Below are 12,986 nucleotides of genomic sequence, written 5' to 3'. Positions count from 1 at the left end.
CGTCCATCGGAAACCGGAAATCGGAGAGACATCATGCTCAAGCTGTTGATTGGCCTTGGCCTGCCGTATATCGGCGTCATCGGGATGCTGCCCTGGGTGGCGACTGTCGAGCGCTTCGTGCTCGGCGTGCCCTTCATCTACGCCTGGATCTTTGCGTGGTTCGTGCTGACCTCCGGCTGCATGCTGGCGTGCTGGCTGCTGTTCGATCGCCACGCCGCCGACGCGGCGCATGAAGCCTGAAGGGGAGACCACCATGACCACAGCGGTATTCCTCGGCTTTATCGTCTTCTCGCTCTATCTCGCCATCCGCTCAAAGAAGGGCCACGGCGCGCAGAGCGTGCATGACTTCTTCGTGGCGTCGCGGCAGTTCGGCGCCTACCTGGTGTTCTTCCTGGCCGCGGGAGAGATCTACAGCATCGGCACGATGGTGGGCTTTCCCGGTGGCATCTATGCCAAGGGGCCGACCTACGGGGTCTGGTTCCTCGGCTACATCCTGCTGGCGTACCCGCTCGGCTATTTCCTCGGGCCCAAGATCTGGCAGGCCGGCGCGCGCTATAACGCGATCACGCTGCCGGATCTGTTCAAGGGCCACTACGGCAGCCGTGCGCTGGAGCTGATCGTGGCGGGCTCGGCGATCCTGTTCCTGCTGCCCTGGGGCCAGCTGCAGTTCACGGGACTGGTGGCGGCGCTCAAGGGGCTGGGCTGGGAGTTTGAGCCGGTGTACCTGGTGATGATCTCGGCGGCGCTGGCCTTTACCTACATTGCCATCTCCGGCGTGCGCGCATCGGCCTATATCGCCATCCTCAAGGACATCCTGATGGTGGTGGCGATCGTCGCCACCGGCGTTGCGGTGGGCTGGAAGGCGGGCGTGGGCGACGTGTTCCATGCCGCCAGCATGCAGGTCAGCAACCAGATGAATGACACCCAGCTGCGCTTCTCGATGAGCACCATGCTGTTCCAGGCGCTGGGCTTCTATGTGATGCCGTTCGCGGTGCAGAACTTCTTCACGGCCAAGAGCGCCAACACCATCCGGCGCACGCAGGTGGCGATGCCGCTGTACATGCTGATGTATCCGTTCCTGGTGCTGGCGTCGTACTACGCCATCAGCCAGAACCTGCAGCTCGCATCGCCAAATGAGGCCTTCTTCGCGGCGGCGGTGCGCTTGTTGCCGGACTGGCTGCTCGGACTGGTGACCGCCGGCGCCGCGCTGTCGGGGCTGCTGGTGCTGGCCGGCATCTGCCTGGCGATCGGTCCCATCGTAACGCGCAACCTGCTGCCGGGCATGCCCGAGGCGCGCCAGAAGCAGGGCGCCAAGGTGGTGATCGTGATCTACCTGGTGCTGTCCATCGCCATGACGCTGGCCACGCCCAACCTGATGCTGACGCTGATCAACACCACCTACTACGGCGTGACGCAGTACTTCCCTGGCGTGCTGGTGATCCTGTTCTCGCTGAAGGTGCGGCCGCTGGCGATTGCGCTCGGCATCGTCACCGGCCAGGTACTGGCGATCGCGCTGTATGTGCAGCAGGTCGATTTCGGCGGCATCAACCTCGGGCTGGTCAGCCTGGGCGTCAACCTGCTGGTGACCGCGCTGGTGAACTACGCACCCCGCCTGGCCCGCGTGCAGGCGGCGTGAATGACTGGACTCATGCAATCCATGACACAAGACGACACGGCGCGCACGCAGGTATTCGTGGCGCGCAAGATCCTCACGATGGAAGCCGGCCAGCCTGAGGCCACCCATGTCGCGGTGCGCGACGGCAAGATCCTTGCCGTGGGCGGCGCCGCCGAGATGGCCGGCTGGCCGGATGCGGTGCAGGTGGACACCTTCCGCGACAAGGTGCTGATGCCCGGGCTGGTGGAAGGCCATTGCCACCTGATGGAAGGCGCTATGTGGGATGCGGTCTACGTCGGCTACTTCGACCGCCGCGATCCGGACGGCAAGCTGTGGCGCGGCCTGCGCACGCTGGAGCAGGTGATCGATCGCCTGGCGGGCGCGGCAAGCCAGATGGATGACCCGGACACGCCGCTGCTGGCCTGGGGCTTCGACCCGATCTATTTCGGCGCCAGCCGGCTGTCGGTGCGCGAGCTGGATCGCGTCTCGGCCACGCGGCCCATCGTGGTGATGCATGCCAGCGTGCATCTGATGAACGTCAATTCCGCGATGCTGGCGCGGGCTGGCATCGACGAGGACACCGATATCGACGGCGTGCACAAGGACGCGCGGGGCTTGCCCACCGGCGAGCTGCAGGAATTCGCGGCGATGTTCCCGGTGCAGCGCGTGCTTGGCAGCGGCCTGTCGCTGGCGGCGGCCGAGAATGCCGACGCGGTGCGCCGCTTCGGCCGCGTGGCGCAACTGGCGGGCGTGACCACGGCGACGGATCTGGTCAACGACCTGTCGCCCAAGGGGATGGAGACGCTGCAGGCGGTCACTGCCGACCCCGGCTTCCCGCTGCGCATCGTCGCGGCGTTCTCGCCGCAGCGCAATGCGCAGGGCGGCCCCGCCCGCGTGCAGGCCGCGGCGGCGGCCTGCACCGACAAGCTGCGCTTCGGCCCGGTCAAGTTCATCGTCGATGGCTCGATCCAGGGCTTTACCGCTCGCCTGCGTGCGCCGGGGTATGCCGGCGGCCAAGCCAATGGCTTGTGGCTGATCCCGCCCGAGCAACTGCTCGACGCCTTCACGCCGTTCCACCTGGCCGGCCTGCCGCTGCATATCCACACCAATGGCGACGAGGCGACGCAAGTGGTGCTGGACGTATTGGAAGCCATGCTGTCGCGCCATCCGCGCGCGGACCATCGCCATACGCTGCAGCACTGCCAGCTGGCGGACGAGGCACAGCTGGCGCGCGCCGCACGGCTGGGCCTGTGCATCAACTTCTTCTCCAACCACCTGTACTACTGGGGCGATGCGCATGCCGGCCAGACCGTGGGGCCGGCGCGGGCTGCGCGCATGAACCCGGCGGGCACGGCGCGGCGGCTGGGGATTCCGTTCGCGATCCATTCCGATGCGCCGATCACGCCGCTGAACCCGCTCTTTACGGCGTGGTGCGCGGTGCAGCGCCAGACCGCTTGCGGCCGCGTGCTGGGCGAAGCGGAGCGCCTGCCGGTCGCCGACGCGCTGTATGCCATCACCATGGGTGCGGCCTATACGCTGAAGCTCGATCACCGCAGCGGCAGCATCGTGCCCGGCAAGCTGGCAGACTTTGCCGTGCTGGAAGATGACCCGACCGAGGTGGCTCCAGAGAGCCTGAAGGACGTGCGCGTCTGGGGCACGGTGCTGGGCGGGCGCGTGTTCGCGGCGCCGGCCCGATGAACACGCGGCCTCCGGTTCCGCTGGCGGTGGTCGGCGGCTACCTTGGCGCCGGCAAGACCACCTTGCTCAACCGCCTGCTGGCCAACGCGCACGGGCGCCGCATCGCGGTGCTGGTCAACGATTTCGGCGAGATCAATATCGATGCCGCGCTGATCCGCACGCGCAGCGACGACGTGATCCAGCTGGAGAACGGCTGCATCTGCTGCTCGATCGGCGGCCGGCTGGCCGAGGCGCTGGTGGCCATCGCAGCGCGGGAGCAGCGGCCGGACTTGCTGGTGATCGAGGCCAGCGGCGTCTCGGACCCGCAGCGCATTGCTCAGGTCGGCTTGCTGGATCGGGCCTTTGTGCTCAACGCCGTGGTGGTGGCCGTGGCTGTGACCGAGGTCGGCCACAGCCTGCACGATCCGCTGGTGGGCGACATGGTGCGGCAACAGATCGCGGGGGCCTCGGTAGTGGTGCTGACCAAGGCGGACCTTGCCGATGCGGATGCGCTGGCAATGGCTGCCGCCACGGTCGACGCTATCGCGCCGCGTGCCGCGGTGCTGACCGCATGCGAGGGCGAGGTGCCCTTGTCGGTCTTTGTCGACGCCGATCCGTCGGAACCACATGGCGATGCCGTGCTGCAGGCGGGCGGGCACTGGCAGCGAGCTGTCGGCACCGTGCACGCCGGCATCCGCAGCATTTCATACCAGACCGGCCGCGATTTCGACAAGGCGCGGCTGCGGCAGGCGCTGAAGACGCTGCCGGTGCGCCTGCTGCGCGCGAAGGGTATGGTCAGGCTGGCAGCCGATCCGCGCCTGCACGAAATGCATGTGGTCGCGGGCCGCATGCGGCTGAGTCCGATGGCGCAAGGCGATGCGGCAGGGTCAGCACTGGTCTTTATCGGCGCCTTCGGTGCGGAGGAGGAGAGGCGTATCCGCGCCTGCCTCGATCTGGCGCTCGCCTGAGCGGGCGCGTGAATGGTGCCCGCTCAGGTGTGGAATTCCTCCGGTTCCGCATGCGCCGGCCTGTCTTCCCAGCCGCCACGCTCGAACTCCGCAATCACCTGCGCCCCAAGCAGCAGCAAGGTCGCCGCTATTTCCAGGCTCAGCAGCACCACGATCGCCGTGGTCAGCGAGCCATAGACCCGGCTCACTTGCGACAAGGTGGTGAAGTACCACGCCAGCACATGGCGGGAGACTTCCCACAGCACGGCCGCAATCAACGCGCCGCTCAGCGCATGCCGCAGCGACAGCCTGCCAACCGGCATCACCATGTAGATCGAGGTCAGCATCAGCACCTCGCCAATGAAGCCGAGCAGGTAGAGCAGGCCGGTCGAGAGCCGGTCCAGCGACCAGTCGCGGCCCAGCACTTCCACATGCCGTTCGCCGATGGCCAGCAGGCCGCCCGACACCAACGTGACCAGCAGCAGGCCCACGCTCAGTACCGCGATATAGCAGTAGGGCAGCAGGGCCGAGACCAGGAAATGCCGGCGCCGGATCGCCACGCGGTGCTCGAAGATAACCGACATGGCATTCTCCAGCACGGTAAAGGCAAGCGAACTGAAGAACAGCATGGTGACCAGCAGTACCCAGCCGATCGTGCCACGGTTGCGCAGGAAGGCGGCAAGCTCGGTGACCAGGGCCCTGGACTGCCCCGGCACCACCCACTCCAGGTAGCGCGCGAGCGTGGACAGCAGCAGGTCTGGTTCGATCACGTGCGACAGTGCAATGATCATCAGGATCAGCAGCGGCACGATCGACAGCAGCGCGTAGTAGGCCACCGCGCCGGCCAGCAGCAGGCCCTGGTTGGCGCGGAACTGCCTGAGCGTGTGCCAGGCAAAGCGCCCCGGATGGCGGAGCAGGTCGCGGACGCGGGTGTCGGGAAGCTGCATGGCAGACACCGGAGTGGAAGGGTTTCGCCATTATGCGGCTTCGGTGCCTGACATTCCACCGGGTTATGGCTCCATTCCGAATGCATCATTGTGGTCAGGATCCGCTTCCGCCAAGATGGCGCCCGCGGCCTGCACCATGCAGGCTTGCACCTCATGCATACAAGGCGGCGCACCGTGCGTGCAGCCGCCTGGACAGGAATGGAGACAGCATGCAAGCGCAAACAGTGTCGCGCAGGACGGGATTCGGACGCAGTCGGGTGTGGTTGGCCGTGGCGCTGCTGGTGGCGCCGATGAGCGTTGCGCTGGCGCAGGGCACCGGCCAGCCCGTGGCCGTTGCCGAGGACGAGGTCATGCAGGGCTTTCCGCCGCCGCCCGACAAGCAAGTCAGCCGCGGCAGCGGGCTGCGTCCGCCGTATATGCGCTGGGCGTTCCGGCATGCGCGCGAGATGTCGCCAACGGCGGGCATCCGGCATGCCAGCCAGCCGCTGGCCCTGGCCGGTCAGCCCGGCACGGAACCGGACAGCACCACGTTTGCCGTGGCGGGCAAGACTGTCCGACTGGCCGACTACCTGCGCGACACCCATACCGACGGCTTTATCGTGCTGCACCAGGGCAAGGTCGTCTATGAGCGCTACCTCGCGGGCTTTGGTCCTTTCCAGCCGCATATCTGGGCCTCGATGACCAAGTCCGTCACCGGGCTGCTGGCCGCCATGCTGGTCGAAGAGGGCAAGCTCGATCCGCAGGCCCGGCTGGCGCAGTATGTGCCGGAACTGGCTGGCAACCCGTTCGGCGAGGCCACGGTACAGCAGAACCTGGATATGGAGGTGCAGGTGGGCTACCCGGAGGGGCTGCCGCCGGACCTGGGGCTGTTCGGGGCGGTGGGGATCGTGCCGCGCAAGGCGGATGCGCCGGACACGATCTATGACTTCCTCAAGGTCGTCCACGCCACCGGCGGGCGCGACCAAGGCGGCGTCTGGTACTACCAGAACGGCTCGCCGGAAGCGGTGGCATGGGCGCTGCGGCGCATCACCGGCAAGAGCTGGGCGCAGCTGGTGACCGAGCGGCTGTGGTCCCGCTTTGCCGACGATGATGCCTACACCCAGGTGGACCGCCAGGGCACGGAAATGGCCAGCGGCGGCATGAATTCCACGCTGCGCGACGCTGCCCGCTTTGCCGAGGCCGTGCGCCGGGCGGCTGCGGGCGACGCCTCGGGCGGGATCTCGCCCGAGGCGGTGCGCATTGCGCTGCAGCCGGCCGGCAACCAGGCCCGCTTTGCGCGCGGCAACACCATGCCGGGCCGCGACGGCTATGGCTACCGCAACTACTGGTTCCAGCGCAACGACGGCGACGGCAGCATCGAGGCCAGCGGGCGCTTCGGACAGAAGATCTATATCAACCCGGCCAGGGGGCTGACGGTGGTGAAGTTCTCCGCCAGCCCGGACGGCGCCGCGCGTGCGACCAGCGCAGCCGCGGTGCGCAAGCGCGACGATCCGGCCCGGGCGCTGGAATCCGCCGAGGCCATGGTGGCCGCGGCGCTCGCGATCCAGCGCGCGGTCAGCCGCTGAGCCACGCCGGCAGGGGCCGGCGGACTCTCCCGATCTGCCTCTCACGCACGCCGCCAGGGCGTGCGCAGGACAGCTGCGCCTGCGGGCCGCGCAGTCCGCAATCCAGCCATCGGCATCTTCGCCGTGGCGATGACCAACCACAACGAAGCAGGATGGAGACCATGAAAACCAGGCTTGAGAAGCTGATGCTGCCGGCAGTGCTGGGCATGCTGGCCGGCACCGCGCAGGCGAACGTGACGCTGTATGGCGTGGCCGATGCCAACATCGAATACGTCAATCACCTGTCGACGAAGCTGCCGACGCAGCCGGGCTTTCCCGGCCCGGGGCACAGCCGCGTGGCGCTGGGCTCCGGCGGCTTGTCCGGCTCACGCTGGGGGCTGCGCGGTACCGAGGACCTGGGCGGCAGCCTCAAGGCCGTGTTCGTGCTGGAGAGCGGCTTCGGCATCGACGATGGCCGGCAGACGCAATCCGGCCGGTTGTTCGGTCGCCAGGCCTTTGTCGGCCTGCTGAGCGAGCGCGCCGGCCGGCTGACCTTCGGGCGCCAGTACACGTCGATCTTCGATGCCTTCTCGAACTTCTCGCCAAGCGGCTATTCGACGCAGTACGAGCCGATCGCGGCCCAGCTTGGCCTGGACTTCCGCTCGGACAATAACGTGAAGTACACGGGCACGTTCGGCGGGGTTACCGCCATCGGCAACTATTCGTTCGGCAACGGCGTGTTCGGCGCAGGCGAGGTCGCGGGGCAATCGCGCCGTGATACGGGCTATGGCGCCGGCCTCAACTACTTTGCCGGCGGTTTCGGCGCGGCGCTGGCGTTCAACCGCTACAACCCGACGCTGGGGACTGGCGGTGCCGTCGGCAATTTCCGCAAGGCCGGGGCCGCGGTCAGCTATCGCGCAGGCCCGGTCAAGCTGATGGGCGGCTATCGCTGGGGGCTGAACAAGTCGGCCAACGGCACCACCATCGTGCGCGACGATTACTACTGGGCCGGCATCAACTACCGCGCCACCTCCAGTCTGGACCTGACGCTCGCGTACTACTACGACGACGTCAAGGCGCTTGCCGGCAGCAACGTGAAGAACCCCTGGCAGCTGAGCTTCATCGCCGACTACAGCCTGTCAAAGCGTACCGATGTCTATCTGACGACGGCCTATGTCCAGCACGCCGGCATCAACTTCGATACCTCGGCGGTGAGCTTTGCCAACGGGTATTTCCTCGGCAGCGGGCATCGCAGCATGACCGCCGTGGCGGTGGGGATGCGGCACCGCTTCTGAGCAGCACCCGGTATTCAGTGAATTAGGCAGGGACTTCCGCCGGCACCTGCGGCGCCCCCGCCGCGCGCCGCAAGCAATCCAGCATGGCCATGACCGCCGCGCGCGACTGCGCGTCGTCACGCCAGTACATCGACACCGAGCCGAACCCCGCCAGCCGCAGCGGCACGATGCGCAGCGCGCCCAGCTCTTCCAGCCGGCGCGCGGTGCGGTGCGAGGCCAGGCCGATCATGTCGCTGTTGTTGAGTAGCGTGAGATTCAGCACGGTGGAATTGCTCTCCACGCAATCTGCCGGCAGGGCACGCTCGGCGCTGGCCAGCGCGCCTTCCAGCGCGTTGCGGATGGGCGTGCCGCGCGGCCACACCACCCAGCGGTAGCGATACAGGTCGTCCCAGCCGATGCGCCCGCCCTGCAGCAGCGGATGGCGGGGCCGGGTGACGAAGTGGATCGGCTCCATATAGAGCGATTCGGTGCGCATGTGCGCGTCCTGCAGCTCGGGCGCCGAGCGGCCCACCACGATATCCAGCTCGCTGTGCGCCAGCTGGCTCATGAGCCGGTCCATGGTCGTTTCCACCAGCCGCACGCTGGCGCGGGGCATCTGCTGCAGCAATTGCAGCGCTGCCAGCGGCACGGTATCCGCCGACGACGCGCCCGAAGTACCCACCACCACAATCCCGCTGCCGCCGTCGCGCATGGCCTGCAGGTCGTCGCGCGCGGTATCCAGCTGGGCCTCGATCCGGCGTGCGTGCTCGATCAGCGACTCGCCGTAGGGCGTGGGCCGCAGCCCGCGCGCCTGGCGCTCGAACAGTGGCAGCCCGATATCGTCCTCCAGGTCCTTCAGCCATTTGGAAAGGCCCGGCTGGGTCGTGTTCAGCATGGCCGCCGACTGGCTCATATTGCCGGTCTCGGCCAGGCTCAGCAGCATCTGCAGGTTGCGCAGCCGCAATCTCTGGGTCCAGTCCATGGGGCTACCTATATAAAAAATCGTATCGATAAGATGAAAAGTTCATTTCAAATATTATAGGGCCGGGCGTATAACGACAACAAGACGGTGCGCATTGACACAGGCACCCGCAAAGAGCGCTCCCCAAAGCACCCGCAAAAGTCACGGAGACAGCATGTCCGAACACACCCCAGACCCGGCCCGCGTGGCCTATTACGAAGAAATCGGCCGCAGCCACATGACCCCGTTGTGGGAGTCGCTGCACGCGCTGGTGCCGCCGCAACCGCGGCCGCAGATCGTTCCCGCCATCTGGAAGTACGCGCAGATCCGCCCGCTGGTGATGCAGGCCGGCGGCGTCATCAGCGCCGAGGAAGCGGTGCGCCGCGTGCTGGTGCTGGAGAACCCGGGCATTCCCGGCAAGTCCAGCATCACCTCCACGCTGTATGCCGGCCTGCAGTTGATCCTGCCGGGCGAGATCGCCCCCAGCCACCGCCACACCCAGTCGGCGCTGCGCTTTATCGTGGAAGGCAAGGGCGCCTGGACCGCGGTCAACGGCGAGCGCACCACCATGCATCCCGGCGACTTCATCATCACGCCGTCGTGGACCTGGCATGACCATGGCAACCCTGCCGTCGAGGACGGCGGCGAGCCGGTAGTGTGGNGCCCCCCGGCGGGGGGGGGGGGGGGGGAGCCGGTAGTGTGGCTGGACGGGCTGGATATCCCGCTGGTGCAGCAGTTCGATGCCGGGTTTGCCGAGAACTACCCGGAAGCCCAGCAGCCCGTGACCCGCGTCGAGGGCGACAGCTTTGCCCGCTTCGGGCACAACATGGTGCCGGTGCGGCACCGCGTAACCGATCCCACTTCGCCGATTTTCAGCTACCCGTACGAGCGTTCGCGCGAGGCGCTGGACCGGCTCTACCGCAACGGCGAGCTCGATGCCTGGGACGGCGTCAAGCTGCGCTATATCAACCCGGCCACCGGCGGCTGGCCGATGCCGACCATCGCCACCTTCATGCAGTACCTGCCGGCGGGCTTCCAGGGCAAGACCTACCGCAGCACCGACGCCACCGTCTACAGCGTGGTGGAAGGGCGCGGCACGGTGCGCATCGGCGACGACCAGTTCCAGTTCGAGCCGCGCGATATTTTCGTGGCCCCGTCGTGGGCGCCGGTGCAGCTGGGCGCGCTGGAAGACGCGGTGCTGTTCAGCTATTCGGACCGGCCCGTGCTGTCCGCGATGAACCTGCTGCGCGAAGCGCGCACCTGAGCGTTCCGCAACCCTGATCCGACCTGCCCCGGGCGGTGCCTGCGCGCACCGCCTGAGGCTCCCGCTTACCTGACGACTTCCGGAAACCTCGAACCATGTCCTACGTCTTCACGCCCCCCGCCACCGTTTCCATCCCCGTTGCCGGCAGCGACGACCAGTACGCCGTGCGCCGCGTCTATTGCGTGGGCCGCAACTACGCCGCCCATGCGCGCGAGATGGGCTTCGATCCCGACCGCGAGCCGCCGTTCTTCTTCTGCAAGCCGGCGGACGCGATCGTCCCGGTGCAGGCAGGCACCACGCTGGACCTGCCGTATCCGGCGCAGACGCAGAACTACCACTACGAAGCCGAGCTGGTGGCAGTGATCGGCAAGGCTGGTTCGGACATCCCCGTCGAACACGCACTCGAACACGTCTGGGGCTATGCCGTCGGCCTCGACATGACCCGCCGCGACCTGCAGATGAAGATGCGCGAAATGGGCCGCCCCTGGGAAATCGGCAAGGCCTTCGATGCCTCGGCGCCGGTGGCCCCGATCCACCGCGCCAGCGAGATCGGCCACCCGCAGCAGGCCGGCATCTGGCTGACGGTCAATGGCGAGACCAGGCAACGCAGCGACGTTTCGCACCTGATCTGGTCGGTGGCCGAGACCGTGGCCTACCTGTCGCAGTTCTTCCGCCTGGAACCGGGCGATGTGATCTTCACCGGCACGCCGGAAGGCGTGGGCGCGGTCAAGGCTGGCGAGACCATGGTCACGGGCGTGGATGGCCTCGGCGAGCTGACCGTGCGTGTGATCTGACCCCCCGTGAATCGCAGCACACAGGCATTACCGATCATGCAGCTCTATAGTTTCTTCAACAGCTCGACGTCCTACCGGGTGCGCATCGCGCTGGCCCTCAAGGGCCTGCCGTACGACTACCTGCCGGTCAATATCCGCACCGGCCAGCACCGCGAGCCCGAGTACGTCGGGAAAATCAACCCGTCCGCGACCGTGCCCGCGCTGGTGGATGGCGGTTTTACGCTCGGGCAGTCGTTCGCGATCATCGACTACCTGGACGTGCTCCATCCGGAACCGCGCCTGCTGCCGCAAGACCCGGTGCAGCGCGCGCGGGTGCTGGAACTGGCCACGCTGATCGGCTGCGACATCCACCCGGTCAACAACCTGCGCGTGCTGCGCTACCTGCAGGACGTGCTGAAGGTCACGCCCGAGCAGAAGGACGCCTGGTACCGCCACTGGATCGATGAAGGCATGGCCGGCGTGGAGCGCCTGCTGGCGCTGCACGGACATGGCAGGTGGTGCTTCGGCGATGCGCCAACGCTCGCTGACGTCACGCTGGTGCCGCAAGTGGCCAACGCCGTGCGCATGGGCTGCGACCTGGGCCGGTACGAGCGCGCGATGGCGGTCTACGCCCACGCCAGCGCCCATCCCGCCTTTGCCCAGGCGGCGCCCGGGCGCCAGCCCGACCACACCGCCTGACGCATCGCGCAGGCGAGGAGACAAGACATGAGCAGTACCAACAACGCGACCGGCAAGGTCCTCATCATCGGCGGCGGCATCGGCGGCCTGGCCGCGGCGCTGGCGCTGGCACGCCAGGGCATCCGCATCGAACTGCTGGAGCAGGCCGAGCAGATCGGCGAAATCGGCGCCGGCATCCAGATGGCCGCCAACGCCTTTGCCGCGCTCGACGCATTGGGCGTGGGCGAGGCCGCGCGCAGCCGCGCGGTCTTTACCGACTACCTCAGCCTGCGCGATGCGATCGATACCAGCGAGATCGCCCGGGTCGACGTGGGCCAGGCGTACCGCGAGCGCTTCGGCAACCCGTATGCGGTGATCCATCGCGCCGATATCCACCTGTCGATCCTGGAGGCGGTGCAGGACCACCCGCTGATCACGTTCCGCACCAGCACGCGCGTGGAACAGCTGCTGCAGGACGACCAGGGCGTGACCGTAATCGACCAGCACGGCGAACACCACCGCGGGGATGCCGTGATCGGTTGCGACGGCGTCAAGTCCGCGATCCGCCAGGCGCTGATCGGCGACGAGCCGCGCGTCACCGGACACGTGGTCTACCGCGCCGTGGTCGACGTCGCCAACATGCCGCCGGACCTGCAGGTCAATGCGCCGGTGGTGTGGGCCGGCCCGCATTGCCACCTGGTGCATTACCCGCTGCGCGGCGGCCAGCAGTACAACCTGGTGGTGACCTTCCACAGCCGCGAAGTGGAAACCTGGGGCGTGCGCGACGGGAGCAAGGCAGAAGTGCTGTCGTACTTCGAAGGCATCCATCCGCTGCCGCACCAGATGCTGGACCGGCCCACTTCCTGGAAGCGCTGGGCCACCGCCGACCGCGACCCGGTCGAGCGCTGGAGCTTTGGCCGCGCCACCATCCTGGGCGATGCCGCGCACCCGATGACCCAATACGTGGCCCAGGGCGCCTGCCAGGCGCTGGAAGACGCGGTCACGCTGGGCGCCGCGGTGCAGGCCGCCGGCGGCAATTGCGAGGCAGCATTCAAGCTGTACGAGCAGGCCCGCATCCCGCGTACCGCGCGCGTGCTCTACGCCGCGCGCGACATGGGCCGCGTCTATCACGCCAAGGGTGTGGACCGCCTGGTGCGCAACAGCCTGTGGGCTGGCCGCACGCAGGCGCAGTTCTACGACGCGCTGCAGTGGCTGCATGGCTGGCGTGCCGACAAGTGCCTGAGCCCCACGCCGTGGCTGTAAGCCGCTGGCGCAACTTTTCTTCGCAGTACATCCGAACCGATCT

At 67.5% G+C, this 12,986-nt stretch carries 12 protein-coding genes; 10 read left to right on the top strand and 2 right to left on the bottom strand.

Features of this window, described 5'->3' with window-relative positions; all coding sequences use genetic code 11:
• Positions 1 to 33: 33 nt before the first annotated feature.
• Genes CF68_RS24920 through CF68_RS24905 form a run of 4 tightly spaced genes read left to right on the top strand, consistent with a single transcriptional unit; the run spans position 34 to position 4,260 of the window.
• Entirely contained in the window at positions 34 to 240 is a 207-nt protein-coding gene (locus CF68_RS24920) for a DUF3311 domain-containing protein (protein ID WP_013952505.1), read from the top strand.
• Between the two features lie 13 nt (positions 241 to 253).
• Positions 254 to 1,636 carry a sodium:solute symporter gene (locus CF68_RS24915; RefSeq protein ID WP_035824042.1) on the top strand — a complete coding sequence of 461 codons (1,383 nt, stop codon included), beginning with the start codon at positions 254 to 256 and terminating at the stop codon, positions 1,634 to 1,636.
• 12 nt (positions 1,637 to 1,648) lie between these two features.
• Entirely contained in the window at positions 1,649 to 3,313 is a 1,665-nt protein-coding gene (locus CF68_RS24910) for an amidohydrolase (protein ID WP_369798904.1), read from the top strand.
• Entirely contained in the window at positions 3,310 to 4,260 is a 951-nt protein-coding gene (locus CF68_RS24905; RefSeq protein WP_035824038.1) for a GTP-binding protein, read from the top strand. Before CF68_RS24910 ends, CF68_RS24905 begins: the two co-directional genes overlap by 4 nt.
• A gap of 23 nt (positions 4,261 to 4,283) precedes the next feature.
• Here CF68_RS24905 and CF68_RS24900 read toward each other — a convergent pair whose 3' ends face one another.
• On the bottom strand, positions 4,284 to 5,186 hold the full coding sequence (locus CF68_RS24900) for a YihY/virulence factor BrkB family protein (RefSeq protein WP_035824036.1): 903 nt from the start codon (positions 5,184 to 5,186) through the stop codon (positions 4,284 to 4,286).
• A 209-nt stretch (positions 5,187 to 5,395) separates the two neighbouring features.
• Here CF68_RS24900 and CF68_RS24895 point away from each other — a divergent pair, with 209 nt between their 5' ends.
• On the top strand, positions 5,396 to 6,751 hold the full coding sequence (locus CF68_RS24895) for a serine hydrolase (protein WP_035824034.1): 1,356 nt from the start codon (positions 5,396 to 5,398) through the stop codon (positions 6,749 to 6,751).
• Positions 6,752 to 6,912: 161 nt separating this feature from the next.
• Entirely contained in the window at positions 6,913 to 8,025 is a 1,113-nt protein-coding gene (locus tag CF68_RS24890; protein WP_051591674.1) for a porin, read from the top strand.
• A 22-nt stretch (positions 8,026 to 8,047) separates the two neighbouring features.
• Here the strand turns inward: CF68_RS24890 and CF68_RS24885 are convergent, their stop codons facing one another.
• On the bottom strand, positions 8,048 to 8,986 hold the full coding sequence (locus tag CF68_RS24885) for a LysR family transcriptional regulator (RefSeq protein ID WP_035824032.1): 939 nt from the start codon (positions 8,984 to 8,986) through the stop codon (positions 8,048 to 8,050).
• Positions 8,987 to 9,140: 154 nt separating this feature from the next.
• Between CF68_RS24885 and gtdA the strand changes: the two genes are divergently transcribed.
• The 4 genes from gtdA (at position 9,141) to CF68_RS24865 (ending at position 12,943) form a co-directional block, all read left to right on the top strand.
• Positions 9,141 to 10,229: a gentisate 1,2-dioxygenase gene (gene gtdA, locus CF68_RS24880; RefSeq protein WP_035824030.1), complete on the top strand. Its 1,089-nt coding sequence runs from the start codon at positions 9,141 to 9,143 to the stop codon at positions 10,227 to 10,229.
• Between the two features lie 95 nt (positions 10,230 to 10,324).
• Positions 10,325 to 11,023: a fumarylacetoacetate hydrolase family protein gene (locus CF68_RS24875; protein ID WP_035824028.1), complete on the top strand. Its 699-nt coding sequence runs from the start codon at positions 10,325 to 10,327 to the stop codon at positions 11,021 to 11,023.
• A gap of 36 nt (positions 11,024 to 11,059) precedes the next feature.
• Positions 11,060 to 11,701, top strand: a complete 642-nt coding sequence (gene maiA, locus CF68_RS24870; protein ID WP_035824026.1) for a maleylacetoacetate isomerase — start codon at positions 11,060 to 11,062, stop codon at positions 11,699 to 11,701.
• A 27-nt stretch (positions 11,702 to 11,728) separates the two neighbouring features.
• Positions 11,729 to 12,943 (top strand): 3-hydroxybenzoate 6-monooxygenase, encoded by a 1,215-nt coding sequence (locus tag CF68_RS24865; RefSeq protein ID WP_035824024.1) that lies wholly within the window; start codon positions 11,729 to 11,731, stop codon positions 12,941 to 12,943.
• Positions 12,944 to 12,986 lie beyond the last annotated feature (43 nt).

Source organism: Cupriavidus sp. SK-4, from assembly GCF_000611125.1.
Classification (GTDB): domain Bacteria; phylum Pseudomonadota; class Gammaproteobacteria; order Burkholderiales; family Burkholderiaceae; genus Cupriavidus; species Cupriavidus necator.
This window is presented reverse-complemented; position numbering and strand designations above follow the sequence as displayed.